We start from the raw sequence: 17754 nt of genomic DNA on the forward strand, positions 1-17754 counted from the left end.
ACCAGCAGGCGTACCGTTCCGGTCCGTCCACCGGTGACGTAGGCCGCGACGTATCCGTAGCCCTTCGCGCGGTACACCTGGTTGAAACGCGGACGGGACTGGGCGGCGGCCGGCCGGCTGTGGCGGCGGCGCCGGACACGGTGACCTGCACCGCCTCGACCATCCGCTGTGCCTCCGTGGCGTCGGTAGGGTTCTCGGAAAACGGGATCCGGATCCGACCAGCAATGCCGATCAGGTGTCGACGCGGCGTGTCTCGTAGGCCCACACGACGATCTCGACGCGGTTGCGGGCGTTGAGCTTACGCATCAGGGCGGCGATGTGGGTCTTGACGGTGCTGAGGCTGATGGACAGCTCATCGCCGATCTCGCTGTTGGTCCGCCCGCGAGCGGCAGCCAACAGGACCTGTTCCTCACGAGCGGTCAGCGGCTCGACAGGCTCGGGCGGCACCGAGCGTGAGCGGCTGTTCGCGAAGGAGGACAGGAGCCTCGCGGTGATGTTCGGTGCGATCAGGGCGTCACCGCGGGCGGCGGCATGGACGGCCTGGGTGAGCATCTCGGCGCCGGCGTCCTTGAGGAGGAAGCCTCGGGCGCCTGCCTTCAGCGCGCCGTAGACGTACTCGTCGAGGTCGAAAGTGGTGATGACGACGACGGCCAGAGGATCGGCGACGTCGGCCCCGGCGAGCTGACGGGTGGCTTCGATCCCGTCGACCTCGGGCATGCGGATGTCCAGCAGGCACACGTCGGGACGCAGCGAACGGGCCATGGCGATCGCCCGGCGGCCGTCGGTGGCCTCGCCGACGACGGCGATGCCCGGTTGGGCGTCCAGGATCATGCAGAGCCCTGCCCTGACGATGTCCTGGTCGTCAGCGACCAGCACGCGGATGGTCATGACGCGCGCGCTGTCCGGGGCAGCGAGGCGTCGACGCTCCAGCCGCCGTCCGGGTCAGGTCCCGCCCGGAGGGTGCCGCCGAGCAGGCTCGCCCGCTCGGCCATGCCGCGCAGCCCGTAGCCGCCGTGCAGGGAGCTGGTCGTACTCGCCTCGCCGTCATCGCGCACGCGCAGGTGCACCTGGCTGCGGGATGCGGTGACGTCGACGGTGACGTGGGTGGCGCCGGAGGCGTGGCGGGTCGCGTTGGTGACCGCCTCGGCGGCGATCAGGTAGAGGGCGGTGCCGACTGCTGGCTCAACGGCCTCGACGTCACCGCAGACCTGCACGCGGACGCCCAGCACCTCGCCGCCGGGACGCGCGAGTCGTTCGACGTCCACCACCCCTCGCCGGGGGGCGAGATCGGCGTCCGTTCCGTCGCGCAGCACGCCCACGAGGGCTCGCATCTCCTTGAGCGTCCGGGACGCCTCTTCCTCGATGGTGACCAGGGTGGCCAGCGCGCGCTTCGGATCTGCGGCGGACAGCGCGCGACCTGCCTGTGCCTGGACGGCGATGGCCAAGACGCGGTGGCCGACCGTGTCGTGCAGCTCGCGGGCGAGTTCGTTGCGCTGGTGAAGCCGCACCTGCTCGATGTCGCGGTGGTGGCTTTTGGTGCGGTAGCGCACTGCCGCGCCGAGCGCGGCCGAGAACAGGAAGAAGCCGTAACCGGCGACCTTCTCCGCGGGTGAGGTCGGCTCCGCGATGAGGGTGACGGGCAACCAGATGAGGATGATGCCGAGTCCGAGGGCAGCCTCGCGCCCTGCCCCCCAGCGCAGCAGGGCGTAGGGCAACACGAGCAGCCCTGCGATGCCCAGCAGACCGGTGGCATCGATGACCGCGATCCTCGCGATGTCGAACGCGAGGACGGCTCCGAAGGCAACGGTGACTGCGGCCAGCGGCCGTGTGCGTCGCCACAGCAGGCACGCCGCGACCACGACGCTGACACCGACCAGCAGCGGCGCCCATGCCCTGTCGTCGCGCAGCAGTACCTCGACGAGCGAGATCGCGACAAGAGCCGAGGACAGCGCCCAGTCCCGCCAGACCCGCACCGGCGGGCGTGCGGGGCGAGGCTCAGCCCAGATCCCAGCAAGCATGCTTCCCCCCTCCCGGACAACGTAAGGGGGCCGCCGCTCGGGCGGATCAGTCGAAAGTACTGCGGATGTCCCGTGCCTGCGGCCAGGACAGCTCGAGCCCGCAAGCGGAGGTGGTACCCGCCAACGCTGGTCATGGTTGAGACATCGAGTGAGCCGACCCGGCTGACGCCAGCACACAGGAGACGTGATGACCAGAACCGACAGACCAGCCGGTGCGCTCCAGCAAGCGCACATCCCGGTCCAGGCGAAGCTCGCCGCGGCCTGGGCCAGCTTCATGTTCCTCTACATCTACGTCGACTACCTCGCCCTCTACAAGCCCGGCTTCATCGACGACATCCTGGTCGGCGTCGTACATGAATTCGACACCGGCCCCACCTTCGTCGCCCTTGCGCTCACGCTCATGGCCATCCCGATCCTCATGATCCTGCTCTCCACGACACTCCCCGCCCGTGTCAACCGCGCCACCAACCTCGTCGTGGCAACGCTCTACGTCCCCGTCTCGGTGTACAACGCGCAGGGCGAGCCCTGGACCTACTTCTACTTCTACGGCCTCTCCATCGGACTCGAGCTGCTGCTCCTGGCCTTCATCCTGCGCGCCGCATGGACCTGGCCCCGGACCATTCCAGCCACCGCCGGCCGCGACCTCGCCCAGGCCCGGGCGTGACGCTCGAGGCAGGCCCGGCGTGCGGCGTCGGTGACAGCGGCTCCGGCAACAGCGACCGCGAGCAGCAGCACGATCCGGAGGAACAGGGCTTGTCGCCGCTTGAGGCCGAGTGAGCAGAGCATGATCCCGAGCGGTCGGCAGGTGCAGCTAGGTGTATACGTCGCGCACGAGCGCGGTGCGGGGGTTCCGGGTGTACTCCACCGTGAGTGCCGAGGTCCATAGGACGAGCCGGATCGCTTCGACCTCGGGACCGTGCGTGAGTCGCTGCGGTACGAACGCCGCGGAGAGGATCAACCCCGAGCTGATCAGGACCGGAACGCCGAGCGCCAGCACTGACGCCAGCGGGTTCGGGGTGACGGGCCGGGCGAGTCGGGCGACGGCCGTCACCTGGATCGTTCGGACGAGGAAGTAGGAGAGCGCGAAGACGGCGGGCCCGGGTAGGCCGCCTGGCGCGTCCACGAACGCCTGCGGCACTGTCAGGGCGAGCAGGAAAACGCCGATCATGGTGGCGAACCCGATCAGCGGTACGACCCCGTAGTTGGCGCGGACCATGTTGCCGAGGAAGGCGAAGCTTGTCCAGCACCACTACAGCAGCCCCAGGACCACCAGGCCGCTCAGGAGGGACAACGGGGGCAGCCCGCCCGGTGGCCTGCTGCAGGTCACCGACGGTCACACGCACCCTAGGTGGCAACGGAGGTGGGCAAGTCTGCAATACCGGCAACAACGGCCCGGCCGGTCTCGTCGGGCGCCCGCTTGGCGTGCCGTCAGATCCCGTCGTGGGTCCTGTCGCTGGTTGCTGCAACTGCCGGATGGCGTCCCCGAGCGCCGCCACGCCGTCGGGGAGGTGATCCTGGGTCTTCTCCCCGTGCCTCACCGTCGTGGCCGATCGTCGGGCGAGGTTCTGGCTGTCGGCGACGGCGCGGGTCAGGTGCGTGACGTCGGGGTGGCGGCGTGCAGTGCCGTGGCGCCGTGTGGTGCCGGGACCCGTCAGTACCGATCGTCGAGGATCTTCTTCATCTGAGTGATCTCCTCCTCCTGGGATTTGACGATTTGGTCGCAGAGTCGGACGACTTCCGGGTCGGTGATGTTCGATTCCTGGCAGACGAGGACCGCTCGGGAGTGGTGGGGGATCATCGACTTGAGGAAGCCCTCGTTGCCCACGAACGGTTCGGTGCGCACCGCCGCGAACCCGCCGACGAATAGGGCGCCCAGCACGGCGTAGAGAGCGATGTTGAGGCGCCGGTCGGTGAACATCTGGTGCATGACGCCCATCATGATGACGCCCATGACCGACACCATGATGATCGACATGTAGAAGTTGCTCAGGTTGAGGTAGAAGTCCGACCACCTGCGGATCTGCGACATCGTGAGGACGAACATGACCGCGAGGCTGATCAGCAGGACCAGGCCGAACCGGATGTAGTTCTTCATGTTTCCTCCGTCAGGGCGTCCTTTGCAGGTGCTTTGCTCACACTAGTGCCATTTGGCAGGGTGGTCTTCCTGCTGCAATGTGCAGGGTCACGGCAGCGGTCGAGTCACCGGGGGATGAGTTCGGCGCGTCGATGTCCAGTGGCACGGCAGCGCCGAGCGCGAGGCCAAGTTGCACGCTTGGTCGAGAGCGGACCGCGGCGAAGAGCCAGTCCGCCGCGGTACGGGCGTGTTTGGCGGGCAACGACCGGAGGTGGTAGCCGCGGGCCGCAACGCCTCGCCGCACTGCGAGCACCGTGACCTACCTGACGAGCTTCTTCCTCCTGCCGGTGCTGCTCAAGCGGGCGAGCGGCAGCACCCGCGTCACAGATCTGCTGGTGATCACGCTGCTCGCCGACGCCGCACAGAACGCGATGGCCCGTCCACCACACACCGATCGCCGGCGAGATGCTGTTGGTCGGGGTGATCATCGGCCGGGCGTACCTGCTCGACGTGCTGGCCTACCGCTGGCCCCGCGCCGCTCGGATCATCCACCCAGGGCCCCTGCTATTGGTGAGGGATGGCCGTATCCCAGCGGTGCAACGCGCCGCGAGCTGATCACCGAGGACGAGTCGTACAGCCAGCTCCGCCAGCCGCCGTATCCGAGGAGTCCTGACACACACGCGGTGACACCGTCGGTATGGCCGAAGGGTCAGCGGGTACCGGGCTATCCATGCGGAACCGACCCGAAGTATCCGGGCTGGCGTGAGCCGCCGGACAGGACGATGACCGACGACACCCGCCGAGAGGCGGGTGCGCGTCGAGCACGACAGATGGAGGACGACGCGCGGCTCAACGGTCTCGCCCGCCGGCTGGACAAGCCGATGGGGATCCTGGGCCTGCTGTTCCTGCTGTTGGTACTCGGTCAGGCCCTCGCCCGCGACGACCCCCTCACCACCGTGCTCACCGTCATCAGCTGGGTGCTGTGGGCGGTCTTCGTCGCCGAGTTCTCGTTGCGTGCCTGGTTGGCCCGTCACTGCGCCCGCGAGTTCTGGAAGCGCAACTGGTGGCAGGTGATCTTCCTCGCCGTACCCTTCTTGCGATTCCTCCGCGCCGCCACCGCTTTGAGGGCAGCACGCGGCACCGGCGTGATCGCCGCCGCCGTCCGCGGCTCCCGCTCGGCGGGGCGGCTGCTGACCGACCGGCTGGCCTGGCTCGCGGTGGTCACCGTGGCGATCATCCTCGCCGCCGGGCAGCTCCTGGTCGTCACCGGCTCCTACCCGACGTACGGGCGAGCCCTGCACGACGTCGCCCTGACCACCATCACCGGCGAGCCGCTCGACGCCACCGACACCTTCGCCCAGGTCCTCGAACTGGTCCTCGCCGCGTACTCCGTGGTGGTCTTCGGCACTCTCGCCGGAGCACTCGGGGCGTTCTTCCTCAGCCGCCAACGCGACGAGCAGGCAGCGGCTGCGAACTCGGAGCACTGAGCAGCATTCGGGCCCTGGCTCCCAGGAAGCACCATCGGCCAGCGCGGCGCAAGGAGCTGTAGCAGGCTGCGCGAAGGCCTCGAGACGCCCGTGACGGCGACGGGTACGGTCGACGAAACGGTGATCGACTCGATCGGGGAAGCCCGTCGTGTACGCACCGGACATGCCGGGTACGGATCGCTGATGGTGTTGGAGAGCCTGGGCGACCTGTTGCAGTTGGTGCTCGTCGCGGTGCTGGTCTATCCGGCACTGGTGGTGATCCTGCGGGTCTCCGGCAAGAGGACGCTGTCCAAGCTCAACGCCTTCGACCTCGTGGTCACGGTGGCGTTGGGTTCGACCCTTGCGACGATCCTGCTGTCCCGGGACGTCTCCCTGGCCGAGGGGGTCCTCGCGCTGGCCCTGCTGGTCGGCCTGCAGTACCTGGTTGCTGTGCTCGCGGTCCGGTGGCCGCCGTCGCAGCGGCTGATCAAGTCCCAGCCGACCCTGCTGCTGCGCGACGGACGGCTGCGGCATCAGAGCATGCGTCGGGTACGGGTGGCTGAGAGCGAAATACGGCAGGCCGCCCGCAGCCAGGGCGTCGGCGACATCGCCGACGTGGCGGCGGTGGTGCTGGAGAGCGACGGAAGCCTCAGCGTCATCACCCGCAGCCGGTTCGGCGACGGCAGCAGTCTGGCCGACGTACGCGACGAGCAGCGGTAGCCCGCCTCCGGGCGCCGTCGTCCTGCCGCTCGCGGTCGCCGGCTACCGACCGGTCGACCGGTCGACCACTCCCGGGACCGGTTCGCCGGCCGGGAAGGCTCCGTCGAGCAGCGCCACCCCGTCCTGCGGGTGCGCACGCTCCAACAGATCCGACCAGGCGCGCCGCTTCTCGGCGCGGTCGACGTCCATGGCTTCGTTGCGGTGCTGCTCCAGCGCGCACTGCAGGAAGTCGTCGTTGATTTGGCGGCAGTAGTGGTGCGCCTCCATCTGCTCGACGGATCGTCAAGTGACGATCGGCCGCTCCGGGTCCGGAAGCTGCTCCCGCTCGGATCCAGATGCCTCCACGCTATGCCCGAGGTCGGCCCGCCGAATCCCATCCGTGCCAACCCGTCACCGCACCCGGCGTTTCCGAGAACCTGCCGTCGCCGCCCGCCTATCCTGAGGGCGACGGACCCGCATCGGCCGGTCGCCGGCGAGACGATGGGCAAGCAGTATGGAGCGGTTCCTGGAGGCCCTCTGGGACACGAGCAGCGTGAGCGGTCGCCTGGTGACCAGCATCGTGCTGATCGTGCTGGCCGTCGTCATCGCAGTGCTCGCCGGCCGCCTGGCAAGCATCCGGGTGACCGACACCGCCAACCGTTACTACCTTCGCAAGGCGGTGCACTACCTGGCCGCGGTGGCGTTGCTGTTCGCACTGGCCCTGCTGTGGCGGCCGTTCGCCGGCCGGGTCGGCGTGGTCTTCGGCCTGCTCGCCGCCGGCCTCGCGCTGGCCATGCAAGAGGTCATCGGCGCCTTCGCCGGGTGGATCAGCATCCTCACCGGCCGGCAGTTCCGCGTCGGTGACCGCATCCAGATGTGCGGAGTACGCGGCGACGTCCTGGACATCACCCCACTGCGTACCCGCATCCTGGAGAGCGGCTCCTCCTCCGACCCGGACTCCTGGATCCGCGGCCGCCAGTACACCGGGCGGGTGGTGTCCCTGTCCAACCGCTTCGTGTTCACCGCACCGGTGTACAACAGCAGCACGGTGCTGGACCACCTGTGGGAAGAGTTGACCCTGCCCGTGCCGTACGAGGCGGACTGGCACCTGGCGGAGCGGATCCTGTGCGAGGAAGCGCAGAACGTCTCCTCGACGGTCGAGGCCCGCCGCGCCATCGAACAGATGCGCCACCGATACCCGGTCGCCGAGGCGGAGGTCGACCCCCGCGTCTTCGTCCGCGTCACCCCGAACTGGGTCGAACTCTCCGCCCGGTTCGTGGTGCCGGTGCGTGCCGCCCGGCAGGTCAAGGACCAGGTCACCCGGCGGGTGCTGGACCGCTTCGCCGACAGCGGCATCCGGGTGGCGTCGGTGACGCAGGACATCACCATCCACCCGCCGCAGGCGACGAAGACGGTTGCCGCCGCCCCGACCGACGGCCGATGACGAGCAGTGCCTCATGAGCCGGCCTCGTACGGTGTCCGCACGGCTGGCCGCGATACGGGACAGCTTCTGGCTGGTGCCGGCGATCTTCTCGATCGGCGCGGTGACAACGGCGATCGGGCTGTCGGCACTGGAACTGCAGCTGAACCTTCCCGTCGGGGGGATCGTGCCCAGCGGGCCCGCCGGCGCCCGGTCCCTGCTGTCCTCGATCATCACAGCGATGATCTCCTTCACCGCACTGGTCTTCTCCATCACGGTCGTGGCCCTGCAACTGGCCAGCAGCCAGTACTCCCCGCGGGTACTGCGGACCTTCCTGCAGGACCGGATCATCCAGGCGGCCCTCGGAACGTTCGTCGCCACCTTCCTGTTCGCGATGGTGGTGCTCGCCGCGCTGCCGGCCCAGGAGGACCAACGGCTGCCGGAACTGTCCCTCACCGTGTCGATAGCCCTCGTCCTCACCAGCAGCGCCACCTTCATCTACTACCTGCACCACATCACCACAGTGATGCGGGTGTCCCACATCATCGGTTCCATCGGGGCACAGACCCGGCGGTCGATCGCCCACCTTCCCCCACCCGCCGAGCCGCAGGCGGTGGTGCTCGGCGGGGTGACACAGACCGTGCCGGCCACGGAATCCGGCATGGTCAACAACGTCGATCTCGCCCTGCTCGCACGCCTGGGCCGCGAGCACGACTGCGCCATCACCGTCGTGCCCATACCGGGTGACTTCGTCGTTGCCGGAGCGCCACTGCTACGCGTACACCAAGCGACCGGCGGCACGCCTCGCCCGCTGCCTGCCGACCGAGCCGAGCAGTGCGTGACCATCGGCGTGGAGCGCATCCCCGGCCAGGACCTCGGCTTCGGCTTCCGGCAACTGGCCGACATCGCCGAACGCGCGCTGTCCCCGGCCGTCAACGACGTCACCACCGCCGTACGGGCCGTGCAGGAAGCGCACGACCTCCTCCGCCGCCTCGCGACCCGCCCCGACCCCACCCACGTCGCCCGCGACGACGACGGCACGGTCCGCGCCCGCATGAGCAACATCTCGTACGACACCCTCCTGGCCACGATCATCGACGACATTCGCCTCGTCGCCGGCCAGCAACCACGCGTCATGCGACTACTGGACGCGGTCGTCCGCGATCTGGCGAGCGTCGCGCTCCCCGTCCACCGAGCGGCGATCGAGCGGCGGCTACCGCCGCCGGCTGACTACCGCCACGACAACTGAACACCCGCCCACCTGTGACAGCACCCAACTCTCTTTTGGGCGGGTAGGCCTGCGGGTGCTCGGCGACGATGGGCAGCACAGGCGGTTGGTTCCAGGCACGCGCGCCAAGTGGGGCCATGGCCACGGGCTGTCCCGAAGCGGGTGATCCTCGGACAGCGATCCTGAGTCTGTGACGTCTGGCCCGGCGATGCTGGCCAAATGCCAGCATGGTGGGGCGTAGCCAGAAGGTCGCCGATGCCACGATTGGCGACGACGGGGCGTGGCCCGGTCAGCGAAGCTGAACCCCATGCGCTTGCCCACATGCGCGCCGGTCGAGGGCTATACGCCGGCCAGGGTCACGGGTAGCAACGATAGGTCAGGCGTTGTCCTGAGGCCGACGAGAGAACACCAGGACCGGGCGCGGATCCCCGGCCCCGACGCCACCTCATCGCATGCGCGCAGGGACCGGCGTGTCGACGGTCGCCGTCCGCGCACGTCGGGGCGGTCAGGGATGAGCCACCAGTTCGGCGAACCAGCGGCGGCCGGCCGGAAACATGTCCCGCACGGCAAGGCCTCCCGAGGCTGCGGCGTCGTGCACCGCGTCCGCGTCCAGCTGTGCCCACCGGAACACCGGCCCCCGGTCCCGTCCCGACACCACCTGCGCCAGACCCTGCCAGGCGCCCGTACCTGGCGGGTCCACCTCGACCAGCGCGGTGCCGGCGGGTCGGAGCAGCGACCGGCAGCGTGCCAGCAGCGCCACCGGGTCGCCGCCGATGCCGATGTTGCCGTCGAGCAGCACGACGTGCGTCCAGCGGCCCTCCGCCGGCAGTGGATCGAACAGGTCGGCCCGGATGGCGACCGCGCCCCGGGCGCGGGTCAGCGCCACCGCCCGCGCCGAGACGTCGACGCCGAGCGTGGTCCGCCCGGCCCGGGTCAGCGCCACGGTGAGGCGGCCCGGCCCGCAGCCCAGGTCCAGCGTCGGACCGGTGCAGCGAGCTACCACGGGACCGGTCGCCCGTTCCGCCGGGCCGTGCCACCGGCCGACCGGCAGACGGCGACGGACCCCGTCCGGACCCACCAGCCAGTACGTGCCGGGGTCGTGGTCGCGCAGGGCAGTGGCAAAGCCGTCGGCGCTCACCGCCGGTCGCCCGGCACCACCAGGGCGCGCCGGAACGCGGCGACCTCACGGGCGAACCGGCCTCCCGGGGTCGCCGCCGCGACGGCGAGCGCGTCGGCCCAGCCGTCCACGTCGCGCAGCACCGGCAGCGGCGCGACCCGTATGCCGGCCCGGGTCAGCGCCGCCCAGGTGAGCCGGCCGGTGTCGGGGGTGGACATCGGCACCGTACGCAGCGCGGCGGCTCGGCGGGGGTCGCGCAGGCCCAGCGCCCACCAGCCGCCGTCGGCGGCCCGGCCCAGCACCGCGTCGGTCCCGGCCAGCCGGCGTACGGCGTCGGCGAGCAACGCCGGGGCGAGCTGCGGGGTGTCCATGCCGATCTGGAGCACCGCCCGCCCGGGGAACGCGTCCGCGACGTCGGCGTGGGCGTGCGCGAGCCGCTGCGCCAGGTCGGGGCCGCGCTGCGGCAGGACGGTCCACCCGGCCGTGACGGCGGTCAGCGCGGCGCCGTCCACCCCCTCGGCGAGGCGGCCGGCCAGGGCCAGCACCGGGGTCACGCCCGGGGTGGCGGCGACCGTGTCCACGGTGTCGCGCAGCGCGGCGGCGGCGATCCGGGCCGCCCGATCGGGTGTGGCGGGCGGGCAGAGCCGGGTCTTCACCGCGCCGGGCACGGGCGCCTTCGCCACCACCAGCAGCACGGTCACCGGGGACCGTCCACGCTGCGCAGCACGGCGGCGAAGTCCCGGGTGGCGCGCAGAGTGCCGCGTACCGAGCCGGAGACCTTGGAGCGGGTGCCGGCGGCCCGCGGCGCGTACGCGACGTCCCGCTCATGGATGCGCCAACCGGCGGCGGCGGCACGGATCAGCAGTTCGAGGGGGTAGCCGAAGGCCCGGTCGGTGACGCCGAGCCCGAGCAGCGCCTCGCGGCGGGCCACCCGGATGGGGCTGAGGTCCCGCAGCGGCACGCCCCGGTGCCGCAGCAGCGCGGCGACCAGCGCGGTGCCGGCCCGGGCGTGCCACGGCCAGACACCGGCCCGCACCGGACGGCGACGGCCCACCGCCAGATCGGCGACACCGGCGGCGACCGGCGCGACCAGGGCAGGCAGCTCCCTCGGATCGAAGGAGCCGTCGGCGTCGAGCACGCAGACCAGCTCGGTCCCGGCGGCCTCGACACCGGTGTGCACAGCCGCGCCGTACCCCCGGCGGGGCTCGTGCACCACCCGGGCGCCGTGCCGGGCGGCCACCTCCGGCGAGCCGTCCCCGGAGCCGTTGTCCACCACGATCGCCCGGTAGCCGGGCGGCAGCGCGGCCAGCACGCCGGGCAAGGCGGCGGCCTCGTCCAGACAGGGCAGCACCACGTCGATCTGATTCGGCATGTCGCCGACGCTAGGTCCACACCGAGACGCCGGAGCCTCGATCGGCCTTACAGAACCCTTACCGACCAGGCATTTCTTACCATCCGATGACGCATCGGCGGTTCGGCTGACGGGTACCGACGGTGGTGCGTACCGTCCGGTCGTCATGAGACCCGCCACCCTCGCCGCCCGCCGCGACGCCGCCCGGCAGCCGACCCACGACCGGGGCGACCTGGTCGTGCTGGGCGTCGAGGCGGCGCTACTGCTCGCCGCCGTGACGGTCGGCGCGGTGCTCAACCACCGGGGCGTGGGCCTGCACGCCGACGCCGCGCCGCTCTACGCCACCTGGCAGCCGCACGTCGGCTGGGCTACGCCGGTGGCGGTGCTTGTCGCGGCCGCTGTCCTCGGGCCCGGCACGCGCTGGGCGCGGACCGCCCGGTGGGGGCCGCTGCTGGCCGCAGGCTGGCTGGCGGCGACCGCCTGGACGCTCGCGTTGGCGCTGGTGGACGGCTGGTCGGCGGGATTCACCCGGCGGCTGACCGTGCAGGCGGAGTACCTGCACGAGGTGCCCCGGGTGACCGACGTGCCCCGGATGCTCGCCGGTTTCGCCGACCGGATCCTCGACTTCCAGCCGGACTCCTGGTCGACCCACACCGCAGGGCACCCACCGGGCGCGTTGCTGGTCTTCGTCGGGCTGGACCGGGTCGGTCTCGGTGGCGGCACGGCCGCCGCGCTGGCCTGCGTCCTGGTCGGGGCGACGGTGACGGTGAGCGTCCCGGCCGCCCTGCGGGCGCTGGGCGCGGCGGACGCGGCCCGCACCGTGCTGCCGTTCCTGGTGCTGCTGCCGGGTGCGGTCTGGGTGGGCGCCTCCGCGGACGGCCTGTTCACCGGCGTGGTAGCCGCCGGGCTGGCCCTGCTGGTGGTGCGCGGCCCGGCCGTGGCGCTGGCCGGCGGGCTGCTGCTCGGCTGCGCGCTGTACCTGTCGTACGGCTTCGTGCTCGTCGGGCCGCTCGCCCTGGCGGCGTTGGCGCTGCGCCCGACGGGCCGGGCCCGGGCCCTGCTCGCCGCAGCGGTCGGGGTCGGTACGGTGACGGTGGCGTTCACCCTGGCCGGATTCGCCTGGTGGGAAGGGTACGACCGGGTGGTGCAGCGCTACTACCAGGGCTGGGCTGCCGACCGGCCGTACGCCTACTGGATCTGGGCGAACCTGGCGGCGCTGCTGCTCTCCGCGGGTCCGGTGCTCGGGCCGGCGGTGCGACGCGCCCTCCTGGCCGCCCGTGCGGCCCGGTGGGGCGCCACGGCCGACGGCGCGCGGGCCGGTCGGTGGCGGTGGTCGCTGCCCGCCGACCGGGTCCGGGCACTCGGTCCGACGGTCACGCTGCCTGCGGCCGCCGTACTGGCGGTCGTCGCGGCGGACCTGTCCGGGATGAGCAAGGCCGAGGTGGAACGAATCTGGCTGCCGTTCGTGGTGTGGGCGCTGGTGGCCACCGCGCACCTGCCCGGGCCGCACCGGCGCTGGTGGCTGGCCGGACAGGCGGCCACCGCGCTGGCCGTGAACCACCTGCTGTTCACCGTCTCCTGACCACCGCCGGCACTGCCGGGCCGGCCCCGGCCGCCCACGGTGGCGGGTCAGCCCGCCAGGGTGGCCGGCTCGCGCAGCGGGTCGGTGGCGAAGGCGGTGACCCCGTCGACGAAGCCGACCTCGGCGGTGTAGCCGAGCAGCTCCCGCGCCCGACGCGGGTCGGCGACCACGTGCCGCACGTCGGCCACCCGGGCCCCGCCCACCACCACCGGGGAGGGACCGTTCATCGCCGAGGCGAGCGCTGCGGCCAGGTCGCCGACGGTGTGCGGCTCACCGGAGCAGACGTTGACCGGGACCAGGCCGTCCGGCGCCGGCGCGGTGAGTGCCCGTAGGTTCGCCCGCGCCACGTCGGTGACGTGCACGAAGTCCCGCCGTTGCCGGCCGTCCTCGTACAGCCGGGGTGGCTGCCCGTCGGCCAGGGCGGAGCGGAAGATCGAGGCCACCCCGGCGTACGGGGTGTCGCGGGGCATCCGGGGACCGTAGACGTTGTGGTACCGCAGCGCCCAAACCCCGCCGCCGGTCTGCCGGGCCCACGCGGCGGCCAGGTGCTCCTGGGCCAGCTTGCTGGCCGCGTACGTGCTGCGCGGCTCCAGCGGGGCGTCCTCACCGACCAGGGCGGAGGTGAGCGGGCCCGCGCAGTGCGGGCAGGTCGGGTCGTACCGGCCGGCAGCCAGGTCGACGGGGCGACGGGCAGCGGGCCGGACGGCGCCGTGCCGGGCACACTCGTAGCATCCCTCGCCGTAGACCACCATGGAACTGGCCAGCACCAGGCGCGACACCCCGGCCCGGTGCATCGCGGCGAGCAGCACCGCCGTGCCGAAGTCGTTGTGGCTGGCGTAGGCGGGAGCGTCGGACGGGTCCAACCCATGCCCCACCATGGCCGCCTGGTGACACACCGCGTCCACGCCGGACAGCAGCCGGTCGAGCAGCGCGGGGTCACGGACGTCCCCGACGACCGGGTCATGCCGGCGGGACCACTCGGGCAACCCACCCCCGTGTGCCTGGGGCAGTAACGCGTCCAGGCACACCACCTCGTGCCCCTCGGCGACGAGCAGGTCCGCGACCTGGGATCCGATGAAGCCGGCCGCGCCGGTGACCAGTACCCGCATGCCGCTCACGCTAGGTCAGGCGCTGCGCTCGGCGGGCCGGTTCGGCGACGGACGTCAGCACTCCGTAAGCAACCGGCGGTAATCCTTCGGTAATGCCGCGAAGCGGACCGGCCGGCGGCCGCGCCGTCTAGCGTTCCGGGTGACGTCCTGTCCACGGCGGGCAGGAGGCGACGACCGACAGGAGGATCGGTGCCGACACCGCCACCCGAGCCACCGCCGGTCGGCCACGGCGGGTCCGGCCAGCCGGGAGACCCCGCCGGTCCGGAGCGGCCGGACGCGCCCGGACCGGGCCGCCCCGACCCGCCCAACGGGTACGCCGTGCCGGCGCGGCTGTGGCAGACGCTGGACCGGCGCCGCCCGCCCGGGGCGGACGCCGTCGCCGACGCCTGGCGCAGCCCGGTCCGCGGCCCCTGGCTGACCGCGGTGCTCGGCGCGGTGCTGCTCGCCACCCTGCCGCTGCTGATGGTCACCGGCCTGCTGGACTGGATCGCCTACGGCCCCCGCCTCGACCAGGCGTTCCCGCGCGACGTGGGCTGGCTGCGACCACCCGTCTTCGACTGGCCGACCCGCCCGGCCTGGCTGTTCCGGCTCACCCAGGGGCTGCACGTGACCCTCGGGATCGTGCTGGTCCCGGTGGTGCTGGCGAAGCTGTGGTCGGTGGTGCCGAAGCTGTTCACCTGGCCACCGGCCCGCTCGGCGGCCCAGGTGCTGGAGCGGCTGTCGCTGCTCCTGCTGGTCGGCGGGATCCTCTTCGAGACGGCCACCGGCCTGCTCAACGTCCAGTACGCCTACCTCTTCGGCTTCGACTTCTACACCGCGCACTGGTACGGCGCCTGGGTCTTCACCGCCGCCCTCGTCACCCACGTGACGATCAAGCTGCCCCGACTGGTCACCGCGCTGCGCGGGCCGGGCTTCACCGGTACCCCGGTGGCGCGGACCAGGCCGGAGCCGGCAGATCCGGACGGCCTGGTCCCCCGACGGCCCGGCCCCGCGACGATGAGCCGGCGCGGCGTGTTGGCGCTGACCGGCAGCGGCGCGGCGCTGCTGGCCGTGCTGACCGTCGGGCAGAGCCTCGACGGCCCGCTGCGCCGCACGGCCCTGCTGCTACCCCGAGGCCGACAACCCGGCGAGGGACCGAACGGCTTCCCGGTCAACCGCACCGCCGCCGCGGCCGGCATCGACGCCGAGCAGACCGGCGACGGGTGGCGGCTGACCCTGCGCGCCGCCGGACGCACGATCGAACTGGACCGCCGGGCGCTACTGGCGATGGCCCAGCACACCGCCCGGCTGCCGATCGCCTGCGTGGAGGGCTGGTCGACCACGCAGACCTGGACCGGAGTACGGCTGCGCGACCTGGCCGCCCTGGCCGGCGTGCCCGCGCCGGACACGGCGCGGGTCCGCTCCCTGGAACGCGCCGGCCTGTTCAACCAGGCCGCGCTCACCGCCGGCCAGGTCCTCGACGGCGACTCGCTGCTCGCCCTGCGGGTCAACGCGGTCGACCTCTCTCCCGACCACGGCTGGCCGGCGCGGATCGTCGTGCCCGCGCTGCCGGGGGTGCACTGCACCAAGTGGGTCCGGGAGATCACCTTCGAGGAGGCCGACGGTGGCTGACTTCCGGCGCCGCTACGGCGCGGCCCCCTGGCACCTGCTGCTCCTGTTCGGCTGCTTCGCGGTCACCGGCGGGATCGCGTTACGGCTCGCCGGGGAGCCGACCGCCGGACGCATGCTGCTCTGGTTCCTCGGCGCGGTCGTCGTCCACGACCTGCTCCTCTTCCCGGCGTACGCGCTGGCGGACCGCGTCCTGCGCGCCATCCTGCACCGAGACGTCGCGCCCGGACGGCGGGGGGAGTGGCCGGCGCGGGGCGGGCGCCCCTCGGCGCTCAACCACGTGCGGGTTCCGGCGCTCGCCGCCGGACTGCTCCTGCTGGTATATCTGCCGGGCGTGTTCGGGCTCGGCGGCGACACCTACTCGGCGGCTACGGGTCTGGCGCCCCGGCCGCTGCTGTACCGGTGGCTGGCGCTCACCGGTGTGCTCTTCGCCGGCAGCGCGGCCCTCTACACGCTTCGCCGGCAGTGGGGTCAACGGGCCGGCTCGTGACGAACGCCGTCAGGGCACACGCGGTGCCCCGACCAGGGACACATCGCGAAGTGTCAGCGTCGACTCCGGTGGCTCGACGAGCCATCCCTATGCCGGGACTCCGAGCCCCACGCGGCGAAGCAGATTCACCACGACGGGGCCCGACTACGCCACACCGAGCGCTGACGACGGCCGGCGATCCGCCTTGCTACCGACGGAGATAGGCGGCTGAGCGCCCGAGCTCTTCATTGGCGATGAACATCGACCGTACGCGCAGATGGCTTCCTCGACCGGGGCAGCCCACGCGGAGTCGCCCCACGAGCCGGCGATCTTGATCTCGGCGGGCGCGCGTGCGCATCCTTGGGCATCGCCGAGCTGGCAGTGCTTGGGTCGCGGCCTGCACGGTTGCGGCGGCTCGCATCCGCTCGGCCAGGTCCGGCGGCTGCCGCAGCGCGCTGTTCGGCCTCGGCGCGCAGCTCACGCTCCGCGCGTACCGCCCTGGCCAGCTCTTCATGGGCGGCCCTGGCATGCTCGATGGGAGGTGCAGCAAGCTGGGGCGCGCCGGCCGCCGAGGGCAGGCCGAGGTGCCGAGCGGTGGTCATCGTCTCCGCATGATCGCGTGAACGATCCTGCTGCTGGCGAACTCGGAGACGCTGACCAGCTGCCAGCCGAAGGTTTCGAGCACTTCTGCGGCGGCCAGTGCTTGGGTGACCTGGTCTCCGCCGATTCCCCGGTGGGACACGATGGAGATGAGACGGTAGGGGTAGGGGCGTAGGTCGGCGCGGTTGGCGAGGATGGCGTCGGCGGTGACAGCGCGGGTGCGGATGATGTGGTCAGGGGTTTCCTGGGCGGCCATGACCGCACCCTAATCACGGGTGCACGGACAGTGGTGTCCGGTTACCGCGGGTATCGTCGTGGTCGTGTCCGCGCCGTACCGCAAGCCTTTCCTCGTTGTCACGCTGACTGCCGTGCTGGCTCTGGCAGGCTGTAGCAGCGGGGATTCCTCGGTTGCGGCACCAACGCCTGCGGCCTCGACGCCGTCGGGTGCTCCGCGGGCATCGTCCTCGACCGGTGCCGCGTCCTACGATGCTGCCGGCTTGGATCTGTGTGCGCGTACGGATGTGGGTGTGCTTGCCGACCTGGGCTTGACGGTGCGCCGGACCGACGCGAGGCCGCCCAACGGGCGGCCTGGGGCGGCGTGTCTGTTCGAGATGCGGACCAAGACAGGCCACGAGGCGAACCTGCGCGTCGAGGCGTCGACCCCTGCGACCGCGGAGGAGGCGGCGAGTCTGTATCGGGGGACGCGGCAGGCGACCGGCATGGCGTCGGCGGGTCCGGTCGCCGGCGTGGGGGAGGAGGCGGAGGCCTTCACCAAGCAGTCCACGCCGGGGTTCAAGTACGCCGAGTACATGGTGCACTCGCGCACCGGCAACCTGGTGGTGAAGGTGTGGCTGGCGGTGGGCGGGGACTCGTTCACCCCGACGGAGACCCTCGCCGCCAGAGCCGTAGCGATCCTGTCGGCGACCCGGTCCGCCGTTCCGGTCGCCTGATCCGTCCTGCCGCTCTGCAAAGGACCATCGTCGGCAGGGCTGGCATCTCCGACAGGAGACGAC

General features: G+C 71.9%; 18 protein-coding genes and 2 pseudogenes. 10 read left to right on the forward strand and 10 right to left on the reverse strand.

All coding sequences use genetic code 11. The features are described from left to right. Nucleotides 1-231: 231 nt before the first annotated feature. Nucleotides 232-888 carry a response regulator gene (locus GA0070614_RS29650; protein ID WP_088979035.1) on the reverse strand — a complete coding sequence of 219 codons (657 nt, stop codon included), beginning with the start codon at nt 886-888 and terminating at the stop codon, nt 232-234. Next, nucleotides 885-2018, reverse strand: coding sequence for a sensor histidine kinase (locus tag GA0070614_RS29655; RefSeq protein WP_088979036.1), 1134 nt, complete (start codon nt 2016-2018; stop codon nt 885-887). The genes GA0070614_RS29650 and GA0070614_RS29655 overlap by 4 nt, the downstream gene beginning before the upstream one ends. A gap of 187 nt (nt 2019-2205) precedes the next feature. Between GA0070614_RS29655 and GA0070614_RS29660 the strand changes: the two genes are divergently transcribed. Beyond that, nucleotides 2206-2682 carry a DUF6326 family protein gene (locus GA0070614_RS29660; protein WP_088979751.1) on the forward strand — a complete coding sequence of 159 codons (477 nt, stop codon included), beginning with the start codon at nt 2206-2208 and terminating at the stop codon, nt 2680-2682. 147 nt (nt 2683-2829) lie between these two features. Here the strand turns inward: GA0070614_RS29660 and GA0070614_RS29665 are convergent. Both GA0070614_RS29665 and GA0070614_RS29670 read right to left on the reverse strand, forming a co-directional pair. Further along, nucleotides 2830-3255, reverse strand: a pseudogene (locus GA0070614_RS29665) (low temperature requirement protein A); the annotation flags it as partial. A gap of 414 nt (nt 3256-3669) precedes the next feature. Continuing rightward, nucleotides 3670-4113 (reverse strand): DUF305 domain-containing protein, encoded by a 444-nt coding sequence (locus GA0070614_RS29670; protein WP_088979038.1) that lies wholly within the window; start codon nt 4111-4113, stop codon nt 3670-3672. A gap of 290 nt (nt 4114-4403) precedes the next feature. Here GA0070614_RS29670 and GA0070614_RS31575 point away from each other — a divergent pair. The 3 genes and pseudogenes from GA0070614_RS31575 to GA0070614_RS29685 all read left to right on the forward strand — a co-directional run. After that, nucleotides 4404-4742: pseudogene (locus tag GA0070614_RS31575) on the forward strand (DUF421 domain-containing protein); the annotation flags it as partial. A 180-nt stretch (nt 4743-4922) separates the two neighbouring features. Then, nucleotides 4923-5579 carry a hypothetical protein gene (locus GA0070614_RS29680; protein ID WP_088979040.1) on the forward strand — a complete coding sequence of 219 codons (657 nt, stop codon included), beginning with the start codon at nt 4923-4925 and terminating at the stop codon, nt 5577-5579. A gap of 183 nt (nt 5580-5762) precedes the next feature. Further along, a complete protein-coding gene (locus tag GA0070614_RS29685) occupies nt 5763-6278 on the forward strand; it encodes a DUF421 domain-containing protein (protein WP_088979041.1) in 516 nt (171 codons plus the stop codon). Between the two features lie 42 nt (nt 6279-6320). On the opposite strand, the gene GA0070614_RS29690 is transcribed toward GA0070614_RS29685, so the two are convergent. Further along, nucleotides 6321-6545 (reverse strand): hypothetical protein, encoded by a 225-nt coding sequence (locus tag GA0070614_RS29690; protein ID WP_088979042.1) that lies wholly within the window; start codon nt 6543-6545, stop codon nt 6321-6323. Between the two features lie 226 nt (nt 6546-6771). On the opposite strand from GA0070614_RS29690, the gene GA0070614_RS29695 reads away from it, so the two are divergent. Next, on the forward strand, nt 6772-7701 hold the full coding sequence (locus GA0070614_RS29695) for a mechanosensitive ion channel domain-containing protein (RefSeq protein WP_088979043.1): 930 nt from the start codon (nt 6772-6774) through the stop codon (nt 7699-7701). A gap of 31 nt (nt 7702-7732) precedes the next feature. Beyond that, the gene (locus GA0070614_RS29700) at nt 7733-8926 is read left to right on the forward strand and encodes a DUF2254 domain-containing protein (protein ID WP_157745131.1); all 1194 of its coding nucleotides are present in this window, start codon (nt 7733-7735) and stop codon (nt 8924-8926) included. A gap of 484 nt (nt 8927-9410) precedes the next feature. Here GA0070614_RS29700 and GA0070614_RS29705 read toward each other — a convergent pair whose 3' ends face one another. The 3 genes from GA0070614_RS29705 to GA0070614_RS29715 are packed head-to-tail and all read right to left on the reverse strand — an operon-like array spanning nt 9411 to nt 11394. Beyond that, nucleotides 9411-10043 carry a class I SAM-dependent methyltransferase gene (locus tag GA0070614_RS29705; RefSeq protein ID WP_088979045.1) on the reverse strand — a complete coding sequence of 211 codons (633 nt, stop codon included), beginning with the start codon at nt 10041-10043 and terminating at the stop codon, nt 9411-9413. Next, nucleotides 10040-10723 (reverse strand): TIGR04282 family arsenosugar biosynthesis glycosyltransferase, encoded by a 684-nt coding sequence (locus GA0070614_RS29710; RefSeq protein ID WP_088979046.1) that lies wholly within the window; start codon nt 10721-10723, stop codon nt 10040-10042. Before GA0070614_RS29710 ends, GA0070614_RS29705 begins: the two co-directional genes overlap by 4 nt. Next, nucleotides 10720-11394 carry a glycosyltransferase family 2 protein gene (locus GA0070614_RS29715; protein ID WP_088979047.1) on the reverse strand — a complete coding sequence of 225 codons (675 nt, stop codon included), beginning with the start codon at nt 11392-11394 and terminating at the stop codon, nt 10720-10722. The genes GA0070614_RS29710 and GA0070614_RS29715 overlap by 4 nt, the downstream gene beginning before the upstream one ends. 145 nt (nt 11395-11539) lie before the next feature. Between GA0070614_RS29715 and GA0070614_RS29720 the strand changes: the two genes are divergently transcribed. After that, on the forward strand, nt 11540-12955 hold the full coding sequence (locus GA0070614_RS29720) for a hypothetical protein (RefSeq protein WP_088979048.1): 1416 nt from the start codon (nt 11540-11542) through the stop codon (nt 12953-12955). A 47-nt stretch (nt 12956-13002) separates the two neighbouring features. Here the strand turns inward: GA0070614_RS29720 and GA0070614_RS29725 are convergent, their stop codons facing one another. Continuing rightward, on the reverse strand, nt 13003-14064 hold the full coding sequence (locus GA0070614_RS29725) for an NAD-dependent epimerase/dehydratase family protein (protein ID WP_088979752.1): 1062 nt from the start codon (nt 14062-14064) through the stop codon (nt 13003-13005). A gap of 318 nt (nt 14065-14382) precedes the next feature. On the opposite strand from GA0070614_RS29725, the gene GA0070614_RS29730 reads away from it, so the two are divergent. Both GA0070614_RS29730 and GA0070614_RS29735 read left to right on the forward strand, forming a co-directional pair. Continuing rightward, a complete protein-coding gene (locus GA0070614_RS29730) occupies nt 14383-15675 on the forward strand; it encodes a molybdopterin-dependent oxidoreductase (protein WP_088979753.1) in 1293 nt (430 codons plus the stop codon). Continuing rightward, nucleotides 15668-16162, forward strand: a complete 495-nt coding sequence (locus GA0070614_RS29735; RefSeq protein WP_088979049.1) for a hypothetical protein — start codon at nt 15668-15670, stop codon at nt 16160-16162. The genes GA0070614_RS29730 and GA0070614_RS29735 overlap by 8 nt, the downstream gene beginning before the upstream one ends. Before the next feature lie 577 nt (nt 16163-16739). On the opposite strand, the gene GA0070614_RS29745 is transcribed toward GA0070614_RS29735, so the two are convergent. After that, a complete protein-coding gene (locus GA0070614_RS29745) occupies nt 16740-16997 on the reverse strand; it encodes a transcriptional regulator (RefSeq protein WP_088979050.1) in 258 nt (85 codons plus the stop codon). A gap of 355 nt (nt 16998-17352) precedes the next feature. Between GA0070614_RS29745 and GA0070614_RS29750 the strand changes: the two genes are divergently transcribed. Further along, the gene (locus tag GA0070614_RS29750) at nt 17353-17691 is read left to right on the forward strand and encodes a hypothetical protein (RefSeq protein WP_231933446.1); all 339 of its coding nucleotides are present in this window, start codon (nt 17353-17355) and stop codon (nt 17689-17691) included. Nucleotides 17692-17754 lie beyond the last annotated feature (63 nt).

This window comes from Micromonospora coxensis, assembly GCF_900090295.1.
GTDB classification, from domain to species: domain Bacteria; phylum Actinomycetota; class Actinomycetes; order Mycobacteriales; family Micromonosporaceae; genus Micromonospora; species Micromonospora coxensis.

Excerpts from the sequence above, each read along its gene's own strand:
- GA0070614_RS29650 (WP_088979035.1), bottom strand. The coding sequence starts at position 888 with ATGACCATCCGCGTGCTGGTCGCTGACGACCAGGACATCGTCAGGGCA.
- GA0070614_RS29655 (WP_088979036.1), bottom strand. The coding sequence starts at position 2,018 with ATGCTTGCTGGGATCTGGGCTGAGCCTCGCCCCGCACGCCCGCCGGTG.
- GA0070614_RS29660 (WP_088979751.1), top strand. The coding sequence starts at position 2,206 with ATGACCAGAACCGACAGACCAGCCGGTGCGCTCCAGCAAGCGCACATC.
- GA0070614_RS29670 (WP_088979038.1), bottom strand. The coding sequence starts at position 4,113 with ATGAAGAACTACATCCGGTTCGGCCTGGTCCTGCTGATCAGCCTCGCG.
- GA0070614_RS29680 (WP_088979040.1), top strand. The coding sequence starts at position 4,923 with ATGGAGGACGACGCGCGGCTCAACGGTCTCGCCCGCCGGCTGGACAAG.
- GA0070614_RS29685 (WP_088979041.1), top strand. The coding sequence starts at position 5,763 with ATGGTGTTGGAGAGCCTGGGCGACCTGTTGCAGTTGGTGCTCGTCGCG.
- GA0070614_RS29690 (WP_088979042.1), bottom strand. The coding sequence starts at position 6,545 with ATGGAGGCGCACCACTACTGCCGCCAAATCAACGACGACTTCCTGCAG.
- GA0070614_RS29695 (WP_088979043.1), top strand. The coding sequence starts at position 6,772 with ATGGAGCGGTTCCTGGAGGCCCTCTGGGACACGAGCAGCGTGAGCGGT.
- GA0070614_RS29715 (WP_088979047.1), bottom strand. The coding sequence starts at position 11,394 with ATGCCGAATCAGATCGACGTGGTGCTGCCCTGTCTGGACGAGGCCGCC.
- GA0070614_RS29720 (WP_088979048.1), top strand. The coding sequence starts at position 11,540 with ATGAGACCCGCCACCCTCGCCGCCCGCCGCGACGCCGCCCGGCAGCCG.
- GA0070614_RS29725 (WP_088979752.1), bottom strand. The coding sequence starts at position 14,064 with ATGCGGGTACTGGTCACCGGCGCGGCCGGCTTCATCGGATCCCAGGTC.
- GA0070614_RS29745 (WP_088979050.1), bottom strand. The coding sequence starts at position 16,997 with ATGGCCGCCCAGGAAACCCCTGACCACATCATCCGCACCCGCGCTGTC.
- GA0070614_RS29750 (WP_231933446.1), top strand. The coding sequence starts at position 17,353 with ATGCGGACCAAGACAGGCCACGAGGCGAACCTGCGCGTCGAGGCGTCG.